This is a genomic window from Thalassovita litoralis (assembly GCF_900182725.1).
In the GTDB taxonomy this organism is placed as follows: domain Bacteria; phylum Pseudomonadota; class Alphaproteobacteria; order Rhodobacterales; family Rhodobacteraceae; genus Thalassobius; species Thalassobius litoralis.
On record NZ_FXTO01000029.1, the window covers coordinates 16,959 to 40,399 of the forward strand.

The 23,441-nt window shown below is 60.0% G+C and carries 25 protein-coding genes, 1 tRNA gene and 1 pseudogene; 13 read left to right on the top strand and 14 right to left on the bottom strand.

The genetic code is table 11. The features are described from left to right. Window positions 1-52 precede the first annotated feature (52 nt). The 5 genes from speB to FN828_RS16185 all read left to right on the top strand — a co-directional run bounded on the left by speB (window position 53) and on the right by FN828_RS16185 (window position 4,357). Window positions 53-1,018, top strand: coding sequence for an agmatinase (speB, locus tag FN828_RS16165; protein WP_142494457.1), 966 nt, complete (start codon window positions 53-55; stop codon window positions 1,016-1,018). A gap of 73 nt (window positions 1,019-1,091) precedes the next feature. Beyond that, window positions 1,092-1,508 carry a DUF1499 domain-containing protein gene (locus tag FN828_RS16170; RefSeq protein WP_142494458.1) on the top strand — a complete coding sequence of 139 codons (417 nt, stop codon included), beginning with the start codon at window positions 1,092-1,094 and terminating at the stop codon, window positions 1,506-1,508. 69 nt (window positions 1,509-1,577) lie between these two features. Further along, window positions 1,578-2,627, top strand: a complete 1,050-nt coding sequence (gene prfA / locus FN828_RS16175) for a peptide chain release factor 1 (RefSeq protein WP_142494459.1) — start codon at window positions 1,578-1,580, stop codon at window positions 2,625-2,627. Continuing rightward, entirely contained in the window at window positions 2,624-3,457 is an 834-nt protein-coding gene (gene prmC, locus FN828_RS16180) for a peptide chain release factor N(5)-glutamine methyltransferase (RefSeq protein WP_142494460.1), read from the top strand. The genes prfA and prmC overlap by 4 nt, the downstream gene beginning before the upstream one ends. 231 nt (window positions 3,458-3,688) lie before the next feature. Then, the gene (locus FN828_RS16185; protein WP_142494461.1) at window positions 3,689-4,357 is read left to right on the top strand and encodes a DUF4167 domain-containing protein; all 669 of its coding nucleotides are present in this window, start codon (window positions 3,689-3,691) and stop codon (window positions 4,355-4,357) included. 61 nt (window positions 4,358-4,418) lie between these two features. Here the strand turns inward: FN828_RS16185 and rsmA are convergent, their stop codons facing one another. Genes rsmA through lptF form a run of 6 tightly spaced genes read right to left on the bottom strand, consistent with a single transcriptional unit; the run spans window position 4,419 to window position 11,860 of the window. Beyond that, window positions 4,419-5,261, bottom strand: a complete 843-nt coding sequence (gene rsmA, locus FN828_RS16190) for a 16S rRNA (adenine(1518)-N(6)/adenine(1519)-N(6))-dimethyltransferase RsmA (protein ID WP_142494462.1) — start codon at window positions 5,259-5,261, stop codon at window positions 4,419-4,421. Next, window positions 5,258-6,235 (bottom strand): 4-hydroxythreonine-4-phosphate dehydrogenase PdxA, encoded by a 978-nt coding sequence (gene pdxA / locus FN828_RS16195; RefSeq protein WP_142494463.1) that lies wholly within the window; start codon window positions 6,233-6,235, stop codon window positions 5,258-5,260. Before pdxA ends, rsmA begins: the two co-directional genes overlap by 4 nt. Next, a complete protein-coding gene (locus tag FN828_RS16200; protein WP_185959057.1) occupies window positions 6,232-7,461 on the bottom strand; it encodes a peptidylprolyl isomerase in 1,230 nt (409 codons plus the stop codon). The genes pdxA and FN828_RS16200 overlap by 4 nt, the downstream gene beginning before the upstream one ends. A gap of 3 nt (window positions 7,462-7,464) precedes the next feature. Next, window positions 7,465-9,645 carry an LPS-assembly protein LptD gene (locus FN828_RS16205; RefSeq protein ID WP_142494464.1) on the bottom strand — a complete coding sequence of 727 codons (2,181 nt, stop codon included), beginning with the start codon at window positions 9,643-9,645 and terminating at the stop codon, window positions 7,465-7,467. Next, window positions 9,642-10,739 carry an LPS export ABC transporter permease LptG gene (lptG, locus tag FN828_RS16210; RefSeq protein ID WP_142494465.1) on the bottom strand — a complete coding sequence of 366 codons (1,098 nt, stop codon included), beginning with the start codon at window positions 10,737-10,739 and terminating at the stop codon, window positions 9,642-9,644. The genes FN828_RS16205 and lptG overlap by 4 nt, the downstream gene beginning before the upstream one ends. Then, window positions 10,736-11,860, bottom strand: a complete 1,125-nt coding sequence (gene lptF / locus FN828_RS16215; protein ID WP_328592216.1) for an LPS export ABC transporter permease LptF — start codon at window positions 11,858-11,860, stop codon at window positions 10,736-10,738. The genes lptG and lptF overlap by 4 nt, the downstream gene beginning before the upstream one ends. Before the next feature lie 125 nt (window positions 11,861-11,985). On the opposite strand from lptF, the gene FN828_RS16220 reads away from it, so the two are divergent. Together FN828_RS16220 and FN828_RS16225 are read left to right on the top strand one after the other, a co-directional pair. After that, on the top strand, window positions 11,986-13,455 hold the full coding sequence (locus tag FN828_RS16220) for a leucyl aminopeptidase (protein WP_142494466.1): 1,470 nt from the start codon (window positions 11,986-11,988) through the stop codon (window positions 13,453-13,455). 4 nt (window positions 13,456-13,459) lie between these two features. Continuing rightward, window positions 13,460-13,915, top strand: coding sequence for a DNA polymerase III subunit chi (locus FN828_RS16225; protein WP_142494467.1), 456 nt, complete (start codon window positions 13,460-13,462; stop codon window positions 13,913-13,915). A gap of 17 nt (window positions 13,916-13,932) precedes the next feature. Here the strand turns inward: FN828_RS16225 and FN828_RS16230 are convergent, their stop codons facing one another. The 4 genes from FN828_RS16230 to FN828_RS16245 all read right to left on the bottom strand — a co-directional run bounded on the left by FN828_RS16230 (window position 13,933) and on the right by FN828_RS16245 (window position 17,415). Next, window positions 13,933-14,511 carry a retropepsin-like aspartic protease family protein gene (locus FN828_RS16230; protein ID WP_142494468.1) on the bottom strand — a complete coding sequence of 193 codons (579 nt, stop codon included), beginning with the start codon at window positions 14,509-14,511 and terminating at the stop codon, window positions 13,933-13,935. Window positions 14,512-14,561: 50 nt separating this feature from the next. Continuing rightward, window positions 14,562-15,182, bottom strand: coding sequence for a MarC family protein (locus FN828_RS16235; RefSeq protein ID WP_185959058.1), 621 nt, complete (start codon window positions 15,180-15,182; stop codon window positions 14,562-14,564). Window positions 15,183-15,245: 63 nt separating this feature from the next. Next, window positions 15,246-17,099: an ABC-F family ATP-binding cassette domain-containing protein gene (locus FN828_RS16240; protein WP_142494470.1), complete on the bottom strand. Its 1,854-nt coding sequence runs from the start codon at window positions 17,097-17,099 to the stop codon at window positions 15,246-15,248. A gap of 31 nt (window positions 17,100-17,130) precedes the next feature. After that, window positions 17,131-17,415: a hypothetical protein gene (locus tag FN828_RS16245; RefSeq protein ID WP_142494471.1), complete on the bottom strand. Its 285-nt coding sequence runs from the start codon at window positions 17,413-17,415 to the stop codon at window positions 17,131-17,133. Window positions 17,416-17,587: 172 nt separating this feature from the next. Between FN828_RS16245 and ndk the strand changes: the two genes are divergently transcribed. Both ndk and FN828_RS16255 read left to right on the top strand, forming a co-directional pair. After that, complete coding sequence (gene ndk / locus FN828_RS16250; RefSeq protein ID WP_142494472.1) at window positions 17,588-18,010, top strand: nucleoside-diphosphate kinase; 423 nt, start codon at window positions 17,588-17,590, stop codon at window positions 18,008-18,010. A 341-nt stretch (window positions 18,011-18,351) separates the two neighbouring features. Beyond that, a complete protein-coding gene (locus FN828_RS16255; RefSeq protein WP_142494473.1) occupies window positions 18,352-18,696 on the top strand; it encodes a RidA family protein in 345 nt (114 codons plus the stop codon). A gap of 452 nt (window positions 18,697-19,148) precedes the next feature. Here FN828_RS16255 and FN828_RS16260 read toward each other — a convergent pair whose 3' ends face one another. After that, entirely contained in the window at window positions 19,149-20,771 is a 1,623-nt protein-coding gene (locus FN828_RS16260; RefSeq protein ID WP_142494474.1) for a long-chain-fatty-acid--CoA ligase, read from the bottom strand. Between the two features lie 294 nt (window positions 20,772-21,065). Between FN828_RS16260 and FN828_RS16265 the strand changes: the two genes are divergently transcribed. Next, window positions 21,066-21,141: transfer RNA gene (locus tag FN828_RS16265), tRNA-Ile, on the top strand. A gap of 75 nt (window positions 21,142-21,216) precedes the next feature. Here the strand turns inward: FN828_RS16265 and FN828_RS16270 are convergent. From FN828_RS16270 to FN828_RS16275, 3 genes are all read right to left on the bottom strand, one after another. Next, entirely contained in the window at window positions 21,217-22,281 is a 1,065-nt protein-coding gene (locus FN828_RS16270; protein ID WP_142494475.1) for a tyrosine-type recombinase/integrase, read from the bottom strand. A gap of 14 nt (window positions 22,282-22,295) precedes the next feature. Continuing rightward, window positions 22,296-22,472, bottom strand: a complete 177-nt coding sequence (locus FN828_RS20625) for a hypothetical protein (RefSeq protein WP_185959059.1) — start codon at window positions 22,470-22,472, stop codon at window positions 22,296-22,298. 65 nt (window positions 22,473-22,537) lie between these two features. Beyond that, window positions 22,538-22,813 carry a DUF2312 domain-containing protein gene (locus FN828_RS16275; protein WP_142494480.1) on the bottom strand — a complete coding sequence of 92 codons (276 nt, stop codon included), beginning with the start codon at window positions 22,811-22,813 and terminating at the stop codon, window positions 22,538-22,540. Between the two features lie 173 nt (window positions 22,814-22,986). Here FN828_RS16275 and FN828_RS16280 point away from each other — a divergent pair, with 173 nt between their 5' ends. The 3 genes and pseudogenes from FN828_RS16280 to FN828_RS16285 all read left to right on the top strand — a co-directional run. Continuing rightward, window positions 22,987-23,244, top strand: a complete 258-nt coding sequence (locus FN828_RS16280) for a tail fiber assembly protein (RefSeq protein WP_221930562.1) — start codon at window positions 22,987-22,989, stop codon at window positions 23,242-23,244. A gap of 14 nt (window positions 23,245-23,258) precedes the next feature. Next, entirely contained in the window at window positions 23,259-23,384 is a 126-nt protein-coding gene (locus tag FN828_RS21020) for a hypothetical protein (protein WP_268987214.1), read from the top strand. Then, window positions 23,348-23,441: pseudogene (locus tag FN828_RS16285) on the top strand (IS66 family transposase zinc-finger binding domain-containing protein); the annotation flags it as partial. The gene FN828_RS21020 and the pseudogene FN828_RS16285, both read left to right, overlap by 37 nt.

Here is a 23,441-nt window from a genome sequence, read left to right on the forward strand (position 1 = left end):
ACGCGGGATGTGCTTCGGTTAGATTTGATCAAATTTTTCAAAGGGGGCCGGAATGGCACTGGAAGACGCGAAAAAACAGATCGACATGGCGTTCACGCGGTCCGATCTGCGGGGGCTGAGCTATGAAAACGCCTTTGCCGGGGCAACCTCGTTCCTGCGCCGCAAATATACCAAGGATCTGACCGGCGTGGATCTGGCCGTGACCGGGGTGCCGTTCGATCAGGCGGTGACAAACCGGACTGGCACCCGCATGGGACCGCGCGCGATCCGCGAGGCCAGCACCCTGCAACCCTATGACCCGCCCTATGGCTGGGGGTTCGATCCGCTGGGGGAATTCGCGGTCATTGATTATGGCGATCTGGCTTTTGATTACGCCAATACCAGCAGCACGCCCGCCGCCATTCAGGAGCATTTCCGCACCTTGCTGGCGGGGGGCGTTGGGACTGTGACGCTGGGGGGCGACCATTTCATCACCCTGCCGATCCTGCGGGCCTATGCTGAAAAATATGGTCCGCTCAGCGTTATCCAGTTCGATGCGCATTCGGACCTGTGGGCAGATGATGATATGGACCGGATCGACCACGGTACCTTCATGTACAAGGCGGTGAAGCTGGGGCTGGTGGACCCGTCCCGATCCGTGCAGATCGGCATTCGCACGGAATGCGATGATTATTGCGGTATGAATTATATCGACGCCCGCACGGTACACGAGGCAGGCTCGGCCGAGGTGGCCCGGCGTGTGAAGCAGATCGTAGGCGATCACCAGACTTATCTGACCTTTGACATTGACGCGCTGGACCCGGCCTTTGCCCCCGGCACGGGCACCCCGGTTTGGGGCGGTCTGTCCAGCGGGCAGGCGGCGATTATCCTGCGTGATCTGGCAGGGATCAATCTGGTGGGGGGCGATGTGGTCGAAGTGTCTCCGCCCTATGACACCACTGGGGCGACTGCTGTGGCCGGGGCGCATGTGGCGATGGAGCTGATCTGCCTGTGGGGCTGGACCCGGCGGCAGGGGTGAAATTGATCGGAAAATTGGGAATTTTCCGAGCTTCCGGCGGGAGTATTTGGGATCAGAAAGAAGGCACAGGCGCGTGAAGATTTTGGGTGTGGCGCTTTTGGCAGTGATCGGATTGGCGGGTTGGGTGCGACTGGCCCCCAGCGATCCGGTGCGGTGGCATGTGGCGGTTGATGGGCAACAGGATGCGGATTTTCCCGGTGGGGTGCGGCGCGTATTGATGGGGGATCGGCAGGCGTTCGTTCGGCTGGATGCGATCATCCGTGCCACGGCCCGGACCCGTGTTTTGGCGGGGTCCGTTGCTGATGGGCGCGTGACCTATATCACGCGTAGCGCGGTTTGGGGCTTTCCCGATTATACCACGGTCGAGCTGCGCAAGGACGTGCTGGTGATCTATGGGCGGCTGCGGTTTGGGCGGTCAGATTTTGGGGTCAACCGGGCGCGGGTCGAAGGGTGGCTTGCGGCGTTGGTGGACGGCGGGGGGCAAGCGTAAGCAGCATCGTTCGCCGCCCCGTTGTTTGCGCCCCTTGACCAAATCCCGGCGATAGGACAGGAACAGCGCATGATTTCCATTGACCGGCTTATCCAGATCACCCAACGGTTCCAGTTCCTTGAGGCCAAGATGTCCGAGGGGGGCGGGGATATTGCTGCGCTTGGGCGCGAATATGCCGAATTGCGCCCTGTGGTCGAACAGGTTGCCGCATATCGCCAGTTGATCGACGATATTGCCGAGGCCGAATTGATGCTGGTCGACCCGGAAATGAAGGCGCTGGCCGAGGATGAATTGCCAGACCTGAAGGCGCGCCTGCCCGAGGTGGAAAAGGCGCTGCAACTGGCGCTGTTGCCCAAGGATGCTGCCGACGCCCGCCCGGCGATGATCGAAATCCGTCCCGGCACGGGGGGGGACGAAGCCGCGCTGTTTGCGGGCGATTTGTTGCGGATGTATCAGCGTTATGCGGAAACGCGGGGCTGGTCGTTTCAGATCATCGAATATCAGGAAACCGAATTGGGCGGCATCAAGGAAGTTGTGGCCCATGTGAAGGGCGAGGGCGTGTTCGCCCGCCTGAAATATGAAAGCGGTGTGCATCGCGTGCAGCGCGTGCCGGAAACCGAAAGCGGCGGGCGTATTCATACCTCGGCGGCGACGGTGGCCGTTCTGCCCGAGGCCGAAGATGTGGATATTCACATTGATCCCAATGATTTGCGGATTGATACGATGCGATCCTCGGGGGCGGGGGGGCAGCATGTGAACACCACGGATTCAGCGGTGCGGATCACCCATATTCCCAGCGGGATCGTTGTCACCAGTTCCGAAAAATCCCAGCACCGGAACCGGGAAATCGCGATGCAGGTGTTGAAAACCCGGCTGTATGACATGGAACGCCAGCGGGCGCATGACGAACGCGCCGCCAGCCGGAAATCTCAGGTCGGGTCTGGGGATCGCAGCGAACGGATTCGCACCTATAATTTCCCCCAAGGCCGGATGACCGATCACCGGATCAATCTGACGCTGTATAAGCTGGATCAGATCATGCAGGGCGATCTGGACGAAATCATCGACGCGCTGATTGCCGAGCATCAGGCCGCGCTGCTGGCCGAGATGGACACATGACCCCGACAGTTGTGCAGGTGTTGCGCGATGGCGCGGCCCAGTTGGCCGAGGCCGGGATTGATGCGGGCGATGCCCGGCATTTGTTGGCCTTTGCTATGGGGGTGTCGCGGGATCGGCTGGTGTTGATGGGCAGCGACCCGGTGCCGGATGCGGCGGTGGCGCGGTTCCGTGCGGCGGTATCGCAGCGGATGGCCCATGTGCCGGTGTCAAAGATCACCGGGCAGCGACAATTCTGGGGGCGAGTGTTTTATGTGACCGGCGATGTGCTGGACCCGCGCCCGGAAACGGAAACCCTGATTGCCGCGGCACTGGATGCGCCTGCGCCTGCGCGGGTGCTGGATCTGGGAACAGGCAGCGGTTGTATTGCTGTGACCTTGCTGGCGGAATGGCCGCACGCGCAGGGCGTGGCCACGGACCTGAGCGATGCGGCGCTGGCGGTGGCACAGGGCAATGCGCAGGATTTGGGGGTCACGGATCGGCTGACGCTGGTGCGTGCGGATTGGTTCGATGGCGTGCAGGGCAGTTTTGATCTGATCGTATCGAACCCGCCCTATATTTCCGATGCGGAAATGGCCGATTTGTCGCCCGAGGTACGGGACCATGATCCGCATATGGCGCTGACGCCGGGGGGCGATGGTTTGGCACCTTATCGGATAATTGCGGCTCAGGCTGCGACATATTTGACCGCCGGGGGCCGGGTGCTGGTGGAAATCGGCTGGAAACAGGGGCCGGATGTCGCGGCCCTGTTTCAGGCGAATGGCTGGCAACATGTACAGGTTTTACCCGATCTGGACGGGCGCGACCGGGTTGTTTCGGCAAAACGCGGCTGAAAAGCCACGAAAGAAATGAAAATTTTATCTTTTCCCCGTGAAATTACTGTGATTTCACTTGTCATCGGCCCCTCTTAGGCATTAGTCAGGGCGTGTCGATCCGGTGGATGCTATCGTGCGGTCCCGGATGACGCCAAGCCAAAATTGTTGTGATCCCGTCAGGTGTTCAGAGCGCAAGAGGCGCGAAACGGGTGCAACGCATTGATGATGTGAAGGCTGGACAGCAGGAATATGAGATCTTCGAAAAGCCGCTCGCGGTCAAAATCGAACCGCAATAACAACAGGTCCGTTGGCAATATTGTCAACCGAGTCTTTGACAGCAACGGTCCCGAGGGCAAAGTGCGCGGTACGCCGCAGCAAATTATTGATAAATATAACCAACTGGCCCGTGATGCACAGTTGGGCAATGATCGGGTTGCGACTGAAAATTTTCAGCAACATGCCGAACATTACCTGCGCATGTTGTCCGAAGCGCAGCGTGAACAGGATGCGCGCCGCGAGGAGCAAGAGCGTCAGAACCGTGAACGTCAGGCCGAGCGTGACCGTGAACGCGCCGCGCGTCAGGACCGCGAGTCCGAGACCGGAGCGAAGGCCGACGACAAACCAGAGGCCCAGCAGCCTGTTGCTGCGGCCGGTGGTCAGGCGGATGTTGTCGATCTGGGGGGGGATGACGATTCGGGTCTGGTGGAAACGCCGGAAAACCAGGCTGAAAGCAAACCCGTTGTGGATGATGCCCCCAAGGCAGACAAGTCTGACAATGGCGAAGAAAAGCCCAAGCCGAAGCGCACGCGTACTTCTACGCCGCGCAAACCGCGGGCCAAGAAGACCACTGATAAGGACGCTGATAAGGAACCTGCGGCAGAGCCAGAGCCGCCGCAGACCCCTGAAGCGGCAGAATAAAACAAAAACGCGGGCCAAATGGTCCGCGTTTTTTGCTGTGGGGGGCTTGTGGGGGTGGGGATCAGCCCGCGCTGAGGTTCCGCGACAGCGCGCAAAACTGTTCCAAGGATACCGTTTCCGCCCGGTCCGTGGGCTGAATGCCCGAGGCAAGCAGGCGGTCCTCGATATCCGGGGCCATGCCTTTGAGCGCAGCGCGCAGCATCTTGCGGCGCTGATTGAAGGCGCGGGCCACCACTTGTTCCAGCTTCTTTGGATCAGCCGGATATTTCGGTTCGGGCAGGGCGGTCAGATGCACCACTGCCGAATGCACCTTGGGCGGGGGGCTGAAGGCCTCGGGGGGCAGGTGCAGCACGATCCGCGCATCCGTGCGCCATTGCGCCAGCAGGGCCAGCCGTCCGTATGCTTTTGATCCCGGTTGCGCGACGATGCGTTCCGCCACCTCTTTCTGGAACATCAGCGTCAGCGATGACCAGAACGGCGGCCATTCCTGCGGTGTCAGCCAGCGGATCAGCAATTCCGTCCCTACGTTATAGGGTAGGTTGGCGGCAATGCGGATGGGGGGCGTCAGATGGGCCAACGGGTCCACATCCAGCGCGTCACCATTGATCACTTCCAGCTTGCCGGGATAGGCGTCGGCGATTTCCGCCAGTGCGGGCATACACCGGCTGTCCTTTTCAATCGCCAGAACCCGCCGCGCGCCTTCGGCCAGCAGCCCACGGGTCAGCCCGCCGGGGCCGGGGCCGATTTCCAGCACATCGCATTGCGACAAATCCCCCGCCAGCCGTGCGATTTTGGCGGTCAGGTTCAAATCCAGCAGGAAATTCTGCCCCAGCGATTTTTTCGCCGCGATCCCGTGATCGTCGATGACCTGCCGCAGGGGGGGGAGGGTATCAATGCCGCTCATGCGGTGGCCTTTCTTGCGTCGGCCATCTGGCGGGCCAGTTTCAGCGCCTCGATCAGGGAATTGGCGTCTGCGATGCCTTGCCCGGCAATATCGAACGCGGTGCCGTGATCGGGCGAGGTGCGGATAAACGGCAGGCCCAGCGTGACATTGACGCCCCCGGCGAAATCCAACGTCTTGATCGGGATCAGCGCCTGATCATGATACATGCAGATGGCCGCGTCATAGCGGGCGCGGGCGGTGGCATGGAACATCGTATCGGCAGACAGCGGCCCGGCAATCGCCAGCCCTTCGGCCCGCAGTTGATCCAGAACCGGGGTGATCAGGGTGATTTCCTCGGTCCCCATTGCACCGCCTTCGCCTGCGTGGGGGTTCAACCCTGCCACCGCCAGACGCGGTGCCGCCAGACCGAAATCGCGGATCAGCGCGGCATGGGTGATCCGGATCGTTTGCTCCAACAGATCGGCGGTTAGCAGGGCAGGCACATCGGCGATGGCTTCGTGGATCGTGGTTGGCACCACACGCAGTTGCGGGCAGGCCAGCATCATCACGACACGATCCACCCCACCCAGCGCGGCCAGATATTCGGTATGCCCCGGATAGCCAAAGCCAGCGCCGTCCTTCAGCGCCTTTTTGTGGATCGGCGCGGTTGTCAGCGCTGCGGCACGCCCCTGCATGACCAGATCGACGCCCCGCGCGATGACATCAATCACGCCTTGCGCATTGGTGGGGTCTGGCTGCCCCGGCACCGCTGGCGCGGCAAAGGGATGAACCAGCACCGGAAGCCCGGATTTCGCGGCTTCGGACGTGTCGGCGGGGTCGTTTATTTCCACGATGGCGGTGCCGCGCGGCAGGTGGTGCGGATCACCGATATAGAAAAACGGCAGGCTGTCACGCAACGCGGCCCAAGCGGTCGCCGCAATTTCAGGGCCAACACCTGCCGGTTCTCCGCAGGACAGCGCGATGGGCAGGCTCATTCCTCGACGATCCGGGCGTCAGCGCGCATCTGTTCCAAATAGCCATTGGCCAGCGCCTCGATCCGGCGGTTGCGCAATTGCGCTGCCAGTTCTTCGCGGCTGGCATCCTGCGTCAGCGCCGGGGTGCGGCCACACATCATCAGCAGCATCAGCGTTTGGCCGTTGTTGCGGGTCAGCAGGGTGGAAAATTCGCCCTTGTCCAGCTTTGACAGTTCAATCGCAATGTCGCGCGGGATTTCGCCCGGTTTCTGCGTGGTCACGGTCAGGTTTTCCGGCGGCTGCCCCTTGGCATGGCCATACAGGTCGTCGCAGGTATCCGTGTCGTTGATGATGTTTTGTGCCTGTGCCAGCGCCTCGGGGGTGCGACCGCCGGGGATCAGATAGGTGGCATATTCGATCGCGGAAATTTCCGGTGCGCGGTAATCCGATTCCGCAAGTGACCGCAATTGAAACAGGGCTACGGCCCCTTGCAGGGGCAGCGGTTGGGTTACTTCGCCGGGTTTCAGCGCCAGAATGACAGGGCGCAACTGTGGCGGTAGTTTGGTGATGGGCATCCAGCCCACGCGCCCGCCCTGATCGCGGGTGGGGGCCGCCGAAAAACGGCGGGCATTCGCTGCGAACCCGTCCAGCGTTTGATCCTGCGCCAGTTCGGTTGCCAGTTCCAGCGCCTCGGCCTCGCGGCCCTGTGGGGCGGGGATAAAGATTTCCGAAATTAAGACTTGGGCAGATGTGCCAGAGTTCAGTGCCCGCAAGGCTTTGTCAATGTCAGCATCCGTCACCGCTGCCCGACCTGCAAACCGTGCGCGCACAACCTCGCGCCATGCCAGACCGGCGAACAGGAAATCCTCGAATGTCTGCCGGGCCACATCGCGCGATGCCAGATATTCAAAGAACTTTTCGGTTTCCAGCTTGGCACGCCCGGCGAATTCCTTGGTGCCTTCGGTGATCATTTCTTCGGTGACTTTAATCCCGACAGCTACGGCGGCATCCAGTTTCAGCCGTTCTTCGATCAGTTGTTTGCGGGCTTCTTTTTCCAGATCACCGGGCGCGTTCAACGCCTGCATCAGCAGGATACGCTGTTCGATTTCATAATTGGTGATTGCGCGGTCATTGACCCGGATCGCGGGGCTGAACAACCCCTTTGCCTGGACGGGCAGGGGGGCAGTCAACAGCAGGCCAAGGGCGGCGAAAGCCAGAAAAATCCGGTGCATGGTCAGTGTTTTCATTCTTTAGTTCCTGCAAGTGCGGGCATAGCTGCGATCTTCACTTTGGGCGCTGAACCCCCGTAACCCCACGGTAAACCCGAAATTCGTCGATGGTTCAACGATAGTCGATGAGGTGAAGCGACGCGAGAGGCTCAGATTCAGCTCGATACATTCATTCATATAGCGCAGGCCAAGGCTGGCCTCGGTGGCGCGGCGGTCTGCGACGTCATAGCGCCAGTTCGCCGTCCCGGACCAATGCCGAGACAGTCGATGATACCCATCCAGCGACCATTCGGAAACGGTGTCGCTGCGGTCTTCGTCAGGATCGGCCCCCAACCAGACATAGGACAGGCCAAAGCCGGAATTTGGGGTCAGCCAACTGGCGCGGGCTTCGGCTTTGTGGACTTCCATATTGCCGCCCAGCAGGGTGCGGGCGGTCAGGCCCAGCCCCTTGGCGGTGCGGAATTGCGCGGCGACCAACACATCCGATGTCATCCCGGACAGGCCCGACGTGACTGAAAAATCAGATGTATCGTCCTCGCGATACACCTGCCCCAACGTCAGCATCGTGTTCCAGCCATTCGCGGCGGTCCGCGACCAGTTCACCCCAAGCGCCGCCGTCGCCCCGCGTTCACGCCGATCCGGGGCCGGGAAATGCGACAGCGCCAGCAGGTTGCCCTCGTCGAATTCTACGCGGGTGCTTTCATCATTGGGGATGTTTAACCCATCGCCGCCAACCCAGCCCATCATCAGCACGGGTTCCACCACATGCACGGCCCCGCCGGGCGACAGTTTTACCCAAGGCCAGCGCAGCGTCAGTGCGGTTTGCGGCGTCACCAGAATTTCATTATCCACCGCAACCGAGGCATCCTGCCGGATCGTGTAGGCATCGACGGACGCCCCGGCGGTAAACTGCGCCCGAATACCGGGGCCAAAGGTCCAGCCCCGCAGCCACATTGCCGCCGCTTCGGCCCGGCTGACATCGCGCCCATCGCCCCAGATGTCGCTGTCCGGCCCGTCCGTAGCAATATCGGAATAGCGGTAATGGGCGTGGGTAGCGAAATTCATCCGCAATTCCCCGCCCATATGCGCCGGGAAAAATCGCCGTTCATACACAGCATCCCCGATGATGGTGGGGATGGTGGAGTTATCCTCGCTTTCGCGCAGGGTTTGGAATGACACCAGTGCCAGCCGACGATAATCGTCGCGCTTGGTGCGGGTCAGCGCCACCTCGCTTTTCAGGCGGTCTTTGTCGGAATAATCGTAATCCAGCAGATAGGCGCGGTCCGTCACGGCCTCGACCCCGAAGGACAGTTTGTAATCATCCGCCAGATTGAACAAACCACTGCCGAAGACATAGCCGCGCCAATCGCCCGGTTGCAGCGTGTCCTTTGACATTGCGCCTTCAAACTCGATCCGTCCGGTGCGGAATGCCTGCCGATAGCGCCATTCCAGCGTGCTGGTTTCAGCCGAGGCATAGGGTGTCAGCGTCAGATCCTTGTCATCGCCCATCTTGATGAAATAAGGGATCTTTATCCCCAATCCCAGTTCAGAACTTTGCTTCAGCGACGGGATCAGAAACCCGGTGGCGCGGGCCAGCGTTGGGTCTGGCAGACGCATCCGGGGCAGCCACATCACGGGCACATCCATCAGCCGCAACTGTGCATTTTCAAAATAAAGCTGGCGTTCCTGCTGATCGTGAATCGTGCGTTCTGCCCGGATTTGCCAGACCGGGGGCTGATCCGAATTGCACACCTGACAAGATGTCGCCGCCACCTTGTAAAGCTGGGTATAGCGCCCGCCCACGCGGTCAATCTGATTGGCGGCCAATTGCACCTGCCGGTCCATGATCATCCGCGCCCCGCGCAGGATGCCGTTTTCCAGCTTACTGTCCAATTCGCCCGATCCGGCCAGAATGATCGTGCTGTCGCCCTGTGTCAGCGTGATCGGCCCTTCGATCAACAGCTTTTCGGTTTTGCGGTCATATTCGACACGGGCGGCTTTCATTCGCACATCGTCATACATGACTTCGACATTGCCGGATGCAACCAGCCGGTCGCGCCCATCCACCCGCAAGCTATCGGCCACCAGAACCGCAGGCGGCGGCGGGGCGTCTTTTTCCACGCCCTGCGCATGGCCGGGCAGCACCGGGGCAGCCAGCACCAGCGCGGCAGACAGCAGATAGGGGGCGAAACGGCGTGTCATCCGTCCTCCATATGCAGAAGCAGACCCAACGCCAATAGGACAGAAGCCACAGGCGGCGCCCATGCAGCCAGCATTACGGGAATCTGGCCGTTCTCCCCTAAAATCTGCGCGAAATTACGGATATAGTACAGGCTGAAGCCCAACATGATCGCAGCCAAGACTGCAATCCCGGTATGCCCGAACCGTGTGTGCCGCATGGTAAAAGCCGAAGCAATCAACACCATCGCCATCAGGAACAGCGGTCGTGCCAGTTCCATTTGCAGCCAAACGGAATGCCGCCGCGCCGAAAATCCGGCCTCCTGCAATTGCTGAATATAGTGCGGCAAATCCCAAACGGAAATCACGCCGGGGGTGCCGAAACTGTCGCGAATGCGGTCCTGTGTCAGGCTTGAGGGCAGCGTCATCGTGTCATGCGTTTTGGCCCCCGCTTCGGGGTTCAGGCCCGCCGTTAACGGCCAAACTTTTGCATGGGTCAATTCCCACGCGCCTTTGATCAGCGTCGCGCTGTCGGCCTGAATGCGGCGGATCGGTCCGCCTTCGGGGGCGTAGGACAAAAAGGTTACGTCATACAGCGTCGTGCCATCGGTATTGGCGCTGGCGGCGCGGATCACGGTTTGGCCTTCGCTGCCGCCTTGGCGTAGCCACAGCCCTTCGGCGCTGATCGACAACACGTCAGCCCCTTCGTTTTTGTAGCTCTCGTACAGTTCGTTATAGCGTTTCGAGGTGGCAGCCACGATCGGGTTGAACATGGCCACGGCCAGAACACCAATCAATATTGCCACCGCCATCGGTGCCATAAGGCTGCGTAACGCTGACCGCCCCGCAGCCCGCGCGACCACCAGTTCCGACGACCGCGCCAGACCCAGAAACAGCGTGATCGTCGCCAGAATCATCACAAGCGGCAGAATGTTGTAAATCGCCTGCGGGGTGTTCAGCAGTGTCAGTTCTAAAATCTGCGGCAGTGCCACCCCCAGCGCGGAAAACCGTCCGATCTGTTCGACCAGATCAATCATCGCCATCAGCAGGAAAAACACGCCAAGAATGCCCAGAAAGATCGTGGCGAATTTGCGGGCGAAATAGAAATACAGCGTCATGTCTGTACCTCGGGCAGGGGGGCGGGGCGTCGGGCGCGTCCGGCCCAGCCCAGCAGCGCAACCGCGATCAACACCCCTGTCACTGACGAGGCATAGGCCGCAGGCCACATGTGCGGGTCGGCTTGTACAGTGTCTGCGCCCAAGCCCTCGAACAGCTTGACCAACACCAGCAGCACCAGCGCCGCAACGATCTGACGCCAGACGCCGAACCGTGAAAAACTACCAATCAGCAGCGTTGCAAATCCGATCAGCGCCGCCGCCAGACATTGAAGAGCCTGATTGATCCGTCCGTGTGCCTCTTCTGTGACGCGGCCCACGGTTTCGCCGGTTTCCGCGGCTATCTGATCGGGGTGCAACAACATTTCCAGCGTTCCCGTATGCCGAACACCGCGCGTCTGGGCTGCGGTTTTACGGATCAGGTTGGTAATGTCATAGGAAAAATCGGCAAAATGGGTGGTGAACAGCCGATTGCCATCGCGGGTGAAGCTTTGTGCCATCCCGTCCAGCATCACTAATTTTACCGTGCCGTCCTCGTTCACCAGATACGCGCGGGTGGCGGTATAAGTCTGTGCGCGGTCGTCCTGACGGCGGTCGGACAGGAACACATCTTCCAGCGCGCCTTCGGGTGAAATCTTGCGGATGAAAAAGGTCACGCCATCTGTGGGGTGCAGGAACGTGCCTTCTGTCAGCAGTTTGGCTGTGACGTTTTCGGCGATTTCCGCCTCGCGCTGTTGCATCTGAAACAGGCTGGCGGGAACCAGAAAATGCGTCAGAACTGACATCATCAGCCCCACGATCAACCCGTAAATCGCCACGGGCCGCGCCAACCGCCACGGGCTGTATCCTGTGGCCTGCATGACGACCAATTCAGATTCACTGCTCAGCCGGTTGGTCACATAAACCGACGCTGCGAATGCGGCCATCGGAAGCACCAGCCGGATCACATTTGGCAGGGTCAGGGCGGTGAATTCCAGAAACACAAAGGCCGACTGGCCGTCGCCAATCAGCTTGTCAAACAGTCGTACTGCCCGGTTGATCCAGTACACGGACACCAGCACCAGCGAAAAGAATCCAAACAGGACCATCAACTGGGACAGCATATATCTGTCGAATCTGGCCAAGATACCCCCCGGGAACCAAATATTGTGTCCTGTGTTACCCCAAGCTGCGCCGGGGGAAAACTGCTATCTGGTCAAGGTGGCAAGGTCGCGCTAGGACTCGGGGTAAAGCAGGCAAGGAGGCCCAGATGACCACACCCGTTTCCATCCAGTTCACCGAAACCGATCTGGATCAGATCGCCACCGCCGAAGGCCGGGTGGCCGTTGTGATCGGAGCCGAAGGCCGGATGAACCCCGCCGCTGCCCGGATCAACAAACTCAGCAAGGGTGCACTGAAGCGGTATGTGGAATCCGATGCGTTTGAAAAGCTGAAGCCGGGTGACGTGGCGATGCTGGGCTGGCCTGTCGGGTTGGCTGCCGAGGGGCTGTGCGTGGCGAAACTGGGCCATCGGGCCGACGTGGAAACCGTGCGCAAGGCTGGCGCCGCGCTGGCCCGTGCCAAAGGCACCGGGAAATTGCTGGTTCTGGCCGGAAATCTGCAACGCGTAGAAGAGCTTGCACTGGGCGTTGCCCTACGGGCCTATGCGTTCAGCGCCCGCAAAAGCAAACCTGCGGATACACAGGACCCCGTGACTGTGATGTGTTCGGGGGCCGAAGCGATGACCGCCAAGGCCGCGCCGCTGCTGGCCGCTGCCGAAGGTGTGTTTTTCACCCGCGATTTGGTTTCGGAACCTGCCAATTTCCTGACCACCACGGAATTTGCCCTGCGGCTTGAAGCGCTGCGCGATCTGGGGGTGCAGGTCGAAGTGCTGGAAGAAGACAAACTGGCCGAACTGGGCATGGGCAGCCTGCTTTGCGTGGGCCAAGGCAGCGCCAGCCCGTCCAAGGTGGTTGTGATGCAATGGCAGGGGGGCGCGGCAGACGCGGCCCCGCTGGCGTTGGTCGGCAAGGGCGTGGTGTTCGACACCGGCGGGATTTCGCTGAAACCGGCGGGTGGTATGGAAGATATGACCATGGATATGGGCGGCGCTGGCGTCGTGGCGGGCGTGATGAAAACGCTGGCCCTGCGCAAGGCCAAGGCCAATGTCGTCGGTCTGGTCGGGCTGGTGGAAAATATGCCTTCGGGCACGGCCACCCGTCCGGGCGATGTTGTTACCTCGATGAAGGGGGACACGATCGAAGTCATCAATACCGACGCCGAGGGCCGCTTGGTGCTGGCCGATGTGCTGTGGTATGCGCAGGAACGGTTCAACCCGGCGGGCATGATTAACCTTGCCACCCTGACCGGGGCCATCATCGTGGGGCTGGGCCATGAAAATGCAGGGGTGTTTTCCAACAACGACACGATCTGTAACGCCTTCCTGAAAGCCGCTGCCGCCGAGGGCGAAGGCGCATGGCGGATGCCGCTGGGGCGGGCCTATGACGATATGATCAAGTCGCAGATCGCGGATATTAAAAACTCGGGCGGGCGTCCTGCCGGGTCGATCACTGCGGCGCAATTCCTGAAACGGTTCGTCAAGGATGAAACCCCGTGGATTCATCTGGACATTGCTGGGGTCGCCAGCGTCAAAGCGGAAACCAAATACGCCCCCAAGGGCGCGACCGGCTGGGGCGTTCTGGCGCTGAACCGTCTGGTGGCGGATAGCTACGAAAGCTGATCGCATGGGGGCCGCGTTCTTTTACCACCTGACACATCGGCGTCTGGAAGATGCCTTGCCGGCCCTGTTGGGGCTGTCGCTGAAAGCGGGGTGGAAGGTGGCGGTGCGCGGCCCGGATCGGGGGCGGCTGGACTGGCTGGATCAAAAGCTGTGGCTTGGCCCGGATGATGGGTTCTTGCCGCACGGTCTGGCCGGTGGCCCGCATGATGCGCTGCAACCCATCCTGCTGACCACTGCCGCCGCCGCCAATGACCCCCAATGCCTGATGAGCGTGGACGGCGCACAGGTTTCCCCGCAAGAGGTGCAGGCGATGGAACGCGTCTGCATCCTGTTCGATGGTGGCGACCCGGACGCCGTGCAACAGGCGCGGGTGCAGTGGAAAACCCTGACGGATGCGGGATGTTCGGCACAATACTGGTCCGAAGAAACCGGGCGCTGGGAAAAAAAGGCCGAAAAATAACATTTTGCAGGCTGTGACTAACGCGTCAGCACCAAGGCGCGGGGTGTCATTTCGATCTTGGAAAACCGTTGAAGATAGGACATGCCCATCAGCGATGTGTCCATTTGGCCGCCATTGACCCACGCCCGCACGTTATGATCGTCAATCGGCCCGACGCTGACCTGTTTCAGCCGCACAGGAGCGGTTTTCACGGTGCCGTTGGCTGTCATCGCTTCCCCGACAAAGGCCAGATTGCGGGTGTCGATCCCGGCGGCCTTGGCGTCATCGCTGCTGATCACAATATCCGTGGCCCCGGTATCCACGACAAATCGGATCGGCGTGCCGTTTACCTGCGCGGTCAGGTAAAAATGTCCGTTGGGCGCGCGCGGCAGTTCGATTTTCCCATTTCCATGAACGGCTTGCATGGGGCGGACGGTGCTGCGAATGTCATCCCACAGCCCCACGGCGGCAATCAGACCGATGAACAGAAACACCCAGACCAAGGCCTGTTGCAGCGTTTTGTTCAGGGTTTGACGGTTTTGCGCCAGAAACCACACTACCACGGCAATCAGCAGCAAAACCAAATAGGCGCCGCGCCCGATGTCCCAACTGCTCATGCCCGATGATCCCTTGGCGATTATCTTTGTTCAGATATAGGGGGGCGTCCTTAATTCGCCAGACCGAAGGCCCGCAAACCGTCCAGCACGAATTGCACCGCCAGCGCCGACAGCAGCATCCCCAGCAGCCGAGTCACCACGTTGATTCCGGTTTTCCCAAGCGCGCGTTCCATCCAGCCCGCCGTCATGAACAGCAGAAACGCGATCAGCAGCACCGCAATCATGACACCCAGAACCATGCCCAGCCCCAGCAATCCGGGTTGTTGTCCGGCCAGCAGGATCATCGTGGCAATTGCGCCCGGCCCGGCAATCAGCGGAATGCCCAGCGGAAAAACCGACGGGTCGTCATGGTGTTCGTCTTCTTCGGCCTGATCCTCGCGCCGTTTGCTGCGGCGCTGAAACAGCATGTCCAGCGCGGTCAGGAACAGCAATAACCCGCCTGCAATACGAAAGGCGGGCATGGAAATCCCGACGAAACCCAGAACGGCCTCGCCGAACAGGGTGAACAGGCTTAGCACGAAAAACGCCACAGCTACGGCGCGTAAGGCAATGATCCTGCGCCGTTTTGAGGACATGCCCTGTGTCAGTGCCACGAACAGCGGCGTCAGGCCGATCGGGTCGATGATCACAAAAAGCGTCACAAACCCGGTGATCAAAAAGGCAGTATCCATGATAAATCCCAGTGCTTTTTCGCAACCTAGCGTGCGGGCACCTGTAACGCAAAGGGCGCGTTTTTACGGGTTTTCCGCCGCTTCCAGTTTTTCCAGCGCGTCCATCCACAGGGATTCAGCCCGCGCCATCGCCTCTTGCAATTCGGCATATTTCTTTTGCAGCGCGACCGCCTGATCTTTTTTTGTGGTGAACAGGTCGGGATCGTTCAGGCGTTCTTGCAGCTTTTCTTCCATTTCAGAAAGCTTTTCGACCCGTTCTTCGCATTTGCGCACCTCCGCCCGCAGCGCAAGGATTTGATCCCGGCTGGCGCGTTTCGGGGCGGCGGGGGCGGTTTCGGTTACGGGTTTGGCTGGGGCGTCCGATTGCAACAACAGCTTGCGATAGGCGTCCAGATCATCCTCGAATGGGGTCACGGCCCCGTCTTTGACCAGCCACAACCGATCCGCTACCATCGACAGCAAATGCATATCGTGGCTGACTAGGATCACCGCGCCGGAATAGGCATTCAGCGCCTCCATCAGCGCTTCGCGGCTTTCAATGTCCAAGTGGTTGGTCGGTTCGTCCAAGATCAGCAGATGCGGGGCGGGCAGGGTGGCCAGCAACAGCGACAGCCGCGCCTTTTGCCCGCCGGATAGGCGACCCACCTCGGTTTCGGCCTGTTCGGCCATCAACCCGAACCCGGCCAACCGCGCCCGCAATTTCGAGGGATGCTGATCCGGCAATTCCCGTTGTAGATGTTGCAGCGGTGTTTCGTCAATCCGCAGTTCATCCACCTGATGCTGGGCAAAGAACCCGATCCGCAGCTTCGAGGACCGGCTGATCCGTCCCTCCATCGCGGGCAGACGATCCGACAGCAGTTTGGCCAGCGTGGATTTCCCCTGACCGTTTTTGCCCAGCAGGGCAATCCGGTCGTCCTGATCAATCCGCAGGTTCAGCCGTTTCAGGATCGCGGTGCCGTCATAGCCCACTGCGACGCCTTCGGTGGCAATGATCGGTGGGGACAGGGCTTCAGGTTCGGGAAAGCTGAACACTGTCCGCGCCGCATCTTCGGGGGCGCGGATGACTTCCATCTTTTCCAGCATCTTGACGCGTGATTGCGCCTGTTTGGCCTTGGTCGCCTTGGCCTTGAACCGATCCACGAAAGATTGCAGATGGGCGCGGCGCGCTTCTTGTTTCTTGGCTTGTGCGGCCTGAATGGCGCGTTGTTCGGCCCGCTGGCGCACGAATTGATCATAGGGACCGCTGTAATAGGTCAGTTTGCGGTTTTCCAAATGCAGGATCGCCCCCACGGCCCGGTTCAGCAGGTCGCGGTCGTGGCTGATGATGATCACCGTATGCGGATATTTCGACAGGTAATTTTCCAGCCACAACGCGCCTTCCAGATCCAGATAGTTGGTCGGTTCGTCCAGCAGCAAATAATCGGGTTGCGAAAACAGCACCGCCGCCAGTGCCACCCGCATCCGCCAGCCGCCCGAAAAGGCGCTGCATGGCATCAATTGTTCTTCGGCATCGAACCCCAACCCCCGCAGGATCGAGGAGGCCCGCGCCTCGGCGCTCCATGCGTCGATGTCGGCCAGTCGGGTCTGAATTTCCGCAATCCGTGCCGCATCGGTGGCGGTTTCGGATTCCGCCATCAGCGCCGCGCGTTCGGTATCGGCGGCCAGCACGGTATCCAGCAGCGATACCTCGTTTCCCGGCACCTCTTGGGCGACGCCGCCAATCCGTGCCCGTGCGGGCAATTGGATGGACCCGGAATCCAGATGCAGATCACCCCGGATCAGCTTGAACAAGGTGGTCTTTCCGGCCCCGTTGCGCCCGATCAGGCCAACCTTGTGGCCGGTGGGAATGGTGGCGCTGGCCCCGTCGAAAATGGGGCGGCCTTCGATGGAATAAGAAAGGTCGTCGATCCTGAGCATTCCCGTGCTGTGGACCAGCGCCAAGGCCAAGTCAATCGGGGATCGGCGTTTTCAGAAGCGTATGGATTTTTGATGCGTCATAGCTCAGGAAATCCACCATCGGCTGATCGCCTTCGTCCTGAAAGACAAAGATATGAAAGGCATCCATATACAATGTCGCCCGGCAAAACCGATCCGGCGCGGCCAGTTCGGGCGGGCATTCGGCAATATCGGTGTGGGGAATGGCCGCTTCGAACAGATCATATGTCAGCGGCAGCGGATCATCCGCCAGCACGGGGCTGGCAAGCAGGGATAGCAAGACAAACAGGCGTTTCAAGGGCGCAGTCCTTTGACAGGCGGGTAAGGTGTGGTTAATCTGACTAAAATAATCAGAATAACAATGCGGCAGTTTGACAAGCCCCCCGCGCATTTGCCAAAGCCCCTTTATCCCTGTCCGGTCCCGTGTTAGAGGCGGCGCAGATATTCAACATGTGAACAGGAGTGAGCCAATGGCCATTCAGCGTACCTTCTCGATCATCAAACCCGATGCCACCGCGCGTAACCTGACCGGCGCCATCAACGCCAAGCTGGAAGCCGCTGGCCTGCGTATCATCGCGCAAAAGCGTATCCACCTGACCAAAGCTCAGGCTGGCGTTTTCTACGCGGTCCACGCCGAACGCCCCTTCTATGATGAACTGTGCGAATTCATGGCATCGGCCCCGATCGTTGTGCAGGTTCTGGAAGGCGAAGACGCCATCGCGAAAAACCGCGAAGTGATGGGCGCAACCAACCCCGCCGAAGCCGCCGAAGGCACCATCCGCAAGGAATTCGCCCTGTCGATCGGTGAAAACTCGGTCCACGGTTCGGACGCGGCAGAAACCGCAGCGGTGGAAATCGCGTACTTCTTCGCAGGTCTGGAACTGGTCGGCTAAGCCACCTGTTCTGAACTGACTACGGGAAAGCCCGGACCGGATCGGTCCGGGCTTTTCTGTTGATGGGCTGGTGGACTCTGTCACCGATAATGGCATTGCCGGGCCGATCCCGAAATGGGCAGGGGGCTTTGCCCCCTCGGGCTACGCCCGTACCCCCAGAGTATTTGAGATCAGAAAGAAGCCGTTCCGGGAACGTGATGAGCCGTCAGAATACGGGGCGGGCTGGGGCGGGCTGAGGGGCCAAACGCTGAATTCCCCTTTACAGGGGTGGGGTTGGAGCCTAGATGCCTGCTACCCTGAAAGGGGCGTTTGGACCCTTAGTATACAGAAGGAAAAGCATCATGATCACCCGTATCGGCGTTGGCGCGCGCATGTCGCAGGCTGTGGTTCACAATGGCACCGTCTATCTGGCGGGGCAGGTTGGCGAAGGCGCGACCGTTGCGGAGCAGACCCGCGATTGTCTGGCGCAGGTGGATGCGTTGCTGGCGCAGGCCGGTTCGTCCAAAGAGGCAATTTTGTCGACAACGATCTGGCTGGCTGACATGGCGGATTTTGCCGATATGAACAGCGTTTGGGATGAGTGGGTCCCCGCAGGTCACACCCCCGCCCGCGCCACCGGCGAGGCAAAACTGGCAGCCCCCAAGTACAAGGTGGAAATCATCGTGGTTGCGGCGGTTACGGCCTGATTTTAGCCGGGTTTCGGTCACGCCCTCTTCCTCCGGTTGCCCGGATTGCGAGGTAAGGTGAAGCTCTGACCAGTATGGCCCGTCCCGATGCGGGGCGGGGAGTGAGTGACCAACAAAAGGAAACGCAGCAATGGCACAGCAGCAAGATCCGGCGCAGAAGCCGCAGCAACAACAGAGCGCAGCCCCGCAACCGGCGCCGGTTGCGGGACAGCAAGGGCAGGCGATTTTTACGGATTACGCCAGCATTTGACGTCTGTGACGCTTTCATCGCCCCGGCTGTGGTTCGCTGGGTCGGGGCGGTCCTTTGAAAACGGAAAGAAGCGGATGGTTTCTTTCTGATCAAAAATACTCTGTACGCGGATGCAGCAGGCGCGCGGTTTTGGGAACGAACGCAGTCTGGCCACAAATCGCACCGGCAAAGCTGGGCCTTGCCGATGCGGATTTTATCAGGTTCAGCCGTCGATCAGGACATCGCCAAACTGTTCACGCAGTTTGTTTTTCAGCACTTTACCCGTGCCGCCCAGCGGCAGGGCGTCGACGAAGATCACCTTGTCCGGGATTTGCCATTTGGCGATTTTGCCGTCGTAGAAGGCCAAAATCTCTTCCTCGGTCACGGTTTGCCCGGCATGGGGCAGAACCACCACTACGGGCCGTTCGTCCCATTTTTCGTGGCGGGCCGCGATAGCAGCCGCATTGGCCACGGCGGGATGCCCGATAGCGATATTTTCCAATTCCACGGTGGAAATCCATTCGCCGCCGGATTTGATGATGTCCTTGGAGCGGTCGCGGATGATCATATAGCCATTGGGATCAATCGTCGCCACATCGCCGGTATCGAACCAGCCGTCCATCGTCAGCGCGGTTTTTTCCACCTTGAAATAGCTGTCCACGATCCAATGGCCGCGAATTTGCAGCTCGCCTTGCGATGTACCGTCTTGGGGCAGGATGTGGCCTTCTTCGTCGACGATGCGTAGTTCGACGCCATAGGGCGGACGGCCCTGACCCTCGCGGATTTTGTTCTGATCTGCCACGGACAGGGTGTCGTGCTTTTTCAGCAGGTTGTTCAACGTTCCCAGCGGGCTGGTTTCCGTCATACCCCAGGCATGAATCAGCGTGACGTTGTATTTTTCCCGGAACGTCTGGATCATCGAGGGCGGACAGGCCGACCCACCCACCACAGTTCGTTCCAGCGACGGGGCGGTTGATCCCGCTTTTTCCAGTGCTTGCAGCAGACCCAGCCAGATCGTCGGCACGCCAAGCGCCAATGTCACCTGTTCGCCGTCGATCAGCTTGACCAGACTTTCGCCATCCAGCCCCGGCCCCGGCAACACCAGCTTACAGCCGGTTCCGGCGGCGATATACGGCACGCCCCACGCATTGACGTGGAACATCGGCACCACCGGCATCACGCTGTCGCTGGCGGAAATCGCCAGCCCGTCCGGCTGGTTCCCCCCGATAGAGTGCAGCACGGTGGAGCGATGGGTGTACAGCACGCCCTTGGGGTTGCCCGTGGTCCCGGATGTATAGCACAGCGAGGACGGCGCATTTTCATCAACGTGCGGCCATGCGTAATCATCGCTGCCTTCGGCAATCAGGTCATCATAGAACAGCAGCCCCGGCACCATCTGCGCGGCTTCTTCGTCGTGTGCCCCCATCAGAACGATATGTTTGACGGTTTTCAGATGTTCACCCAGCTTGGCCGCCACCGGCAAGAACGTCTTGTCCAGAAACAGAACCTTATCTTCGGCGTGGTTGATGATATAAACCAATTGTTCCGGGAACAGGCGGGGGTTGATCGTGTGGCAGATCATGCCAGCCCCGGCGACACCGAAATAGATTTCAAGGTGACGCATGTTGTTCCATGCGATTGTGGCAACGCGGTCGCCTGCCTCGATCCCGCGGTTTTCCAGCGCCGAGGCCAGTTTGCGGGCGCGCAGTTCGACCCCCGCCCAATCCGAACGATACAGGCTGCCATCGGTTTCAACCGAGACAACTTCGCCATCGCCATGATAGCGGGCGGCGTGTGCAATCAACGAGCTGATCGTCAGCTCTTGGCGCATCATTTGACCAAGCATTGGGTCCTCCTCTGATCTCCGCACAGGGCGGCCAAATGGGCCACGCGGAATTGTGTCGGGCGCGAACTGAAACAATCGGTTCAGTTTTGTCCAGCGCCGCACTGCGGAATATAGGGGAAACGGTGCGTCACTTGTTGGGTGTCGTAGCGTCATTAAGCGGTTATTTACAGGGTCGCGGCCCGTGTTGCGATAGCCGGGGGTGCGTGCAAGGTATCAAGGACTGCAATGCGTCTGGTCTGGGGCAAAGTGCATGGCTTGACGGGTCGGGCTGTGCAGCCTATTCAACGGTCAGGCGGGCCTGTAGCTCAACGGTTAGAGCAGAGCGCTCATAACGCTTTGGTTGCGGGTTCAAATCCTGCCGGGCCTACCATCTGCCGACTATTTTTATTTGTTTAGAATTGCTTGCACATGATTGTGTACCGCGAAAATTTGCGCGTGGTACACTTTACCATTCCATACCTTCCAGTTTCTTCATCGCATCGGCTGCGAGTCTCCACCGTTCCAGCCCCTTGGTGTACACCTCTGAGGTCTTCGCCTGGGTATGACCGTGGATGGTCATGATCTGGTATTGGGTGCAGCCCTCATGGGCCAGAAGGTGCCCAGTAGCTTTCCTAATGCCGTGGCTGGACAGGCCGTGCAGCCCGGCCTCATTGCACCATTTGCGCAGGCGATTGCGCAGACCCTCTGGGGATCTAAACGGTTTGCCATAATCGGTCAGCAGATAGGTTTCCCCAATCACCGGCGCGGCGCGCGTGGCGCGGTAAAGTGGCGGCATCATTGGGATAATGACCTCCGCCGATCCTTTCTTTACGGGCTGCCAGCGCAGGGCCCGGACCCCGTCGATCATCACTTCGTGTTGCCGCCCAAGGCGGACGGCGTCTGAAATCCGGCAGGCGGTGAACATGAATAATGTTAGGCACAGGTGGGCTGTAGTCCCTGCAGGATGGCACTTTCGGAAGGTTTTCAGGTCGTCAATGGTCCAGGGTTTCGCACCACCTTGGCCCCGATTGATTTTGCCCACCCCCGTTGCGGGGTTTACCTGTGCCATGCCGCGTTCGATTGCCCAGACGAACATGGCACGGATCGACTTCACCATGTTGTCCGCTGCGCCCGGAGTTGCCGATAGGGTGTCGCGGTATTCCACCAGCTTTTCGCTGGGCATGTTTAGGGCATAGTCACCGTATTCTTGGCAGAATCGTTCCAGCATCCACTTGCGCTGCTTTCGGGTGGCCGGGTGCATTTGGCCGGATTTAACCATCGCGTCCATCGCAATGCCGTATTTGATTGCCAGCCACTCGATAGACTGTGGGATGGATTTTGCAGCGGGGTCTTCCTGAAGAACTGGTTTTGCACCTGCACGGGCGGCAAGGTATTCCTCAACGAAATCTGGATGGTCCGGCGTGACGTTCAGCCGGATTTTCCTTTTTGGATTGCCTTCGGGGCGCACACGGTATCGCAGGTTGCCAGATGGCAGGCGTTCTTCCACCAAGCCCGGATATTTGATCTTCATTTATTCCCCCGGCGTTACCATTGCTTCGGAATTCGAGAATCTGATGGATGGACGGCTTTGTCCGCCACGCTTGTAAGTACTCGGATCGTGCCATCAGCCTCAATCTCTACGCCCGAGACCGGCAGGCCGCACGATTTCGTCGCCTCGATGGCGCGGGTAATTTCGGCTTTTGTGACGCGAGACTTGGGCATATCGGTTTTCCTTGCTTTCCGTCGCTGGCCCCTGTTTCCAAGGGCCAGAAAGAGAGAGTAATTGTTCAGCTCATGCCGAGGGCTTCTTTGTAGAGGGCCATGACGGCCTCTTCTTCGGCTATGTCGTCTGCGTTGCGTTTGCGCAGGGCGATGATGCGGCGCATGACCTTGGTGTCGTAGCCACGCGCCTTGGCCTCGGCCATCACGGATTTCTGCTGGTCTGCTAGCTCGGCCTTTTCCTGCGCCAGTCGTTCGAAGCGTTCGATGAACTGACGCAGCTCGTCGGCGGTCACGCGATAGCTGGTCTGGTTGTGTTTGCGAAAGTCAGGGTCGTCTTTCATCGGCGGGCGGCCTTGGCGGGCCTTGGCCTCCATCTTGGCGTGGAGCTGATCGGTGGCGTTCTGGATCGGGTCGTGGCTGGTCATCGTTGCCCCGCGATACGGCCCGTCCAGGCGTCAAACTCAGTGCGCATTGCGTCGAACCGCGCCCGTGCAGTGGCGCTGCTGGCCAAGGGGTGATTGACGGTGAGTTCGGTTCCCTGACCGGCAAGCTGGTCGAAAATGGGCAGCTGATCGATGCTGCGCCGGATGCGGCGGCAGCTTTGGCGGCCCTGCGCAAAACCCGCAATCGGCTGTTGGCGGAGAGCGACTGGACCCAGATCCCCGACGCTCCCGTCGATCAGGCGGCATGGGCCAGCTACCGGCAGGCCCTGCGTGATCTGCCACTGACGGCAGACTTCTTCAACCCGGTGTTTCCCACCAAGCCACAGTGAAAGGAATATGAACCATGTCCAAGGGCAACACGTTTGAGAACGACCTTCTCAAGCTGATCTTCAATGGCGATGCGATTGCCAATCTGGCCGATAACGCAGGCGCAGCACCTGTTCGTGCTGCGGGTCCGATCGCATCGTGAAGATGGGCGAGGACATCACCGAGACGCTGGAGGTCATTCCCCGCCAGTGGAAGGTGA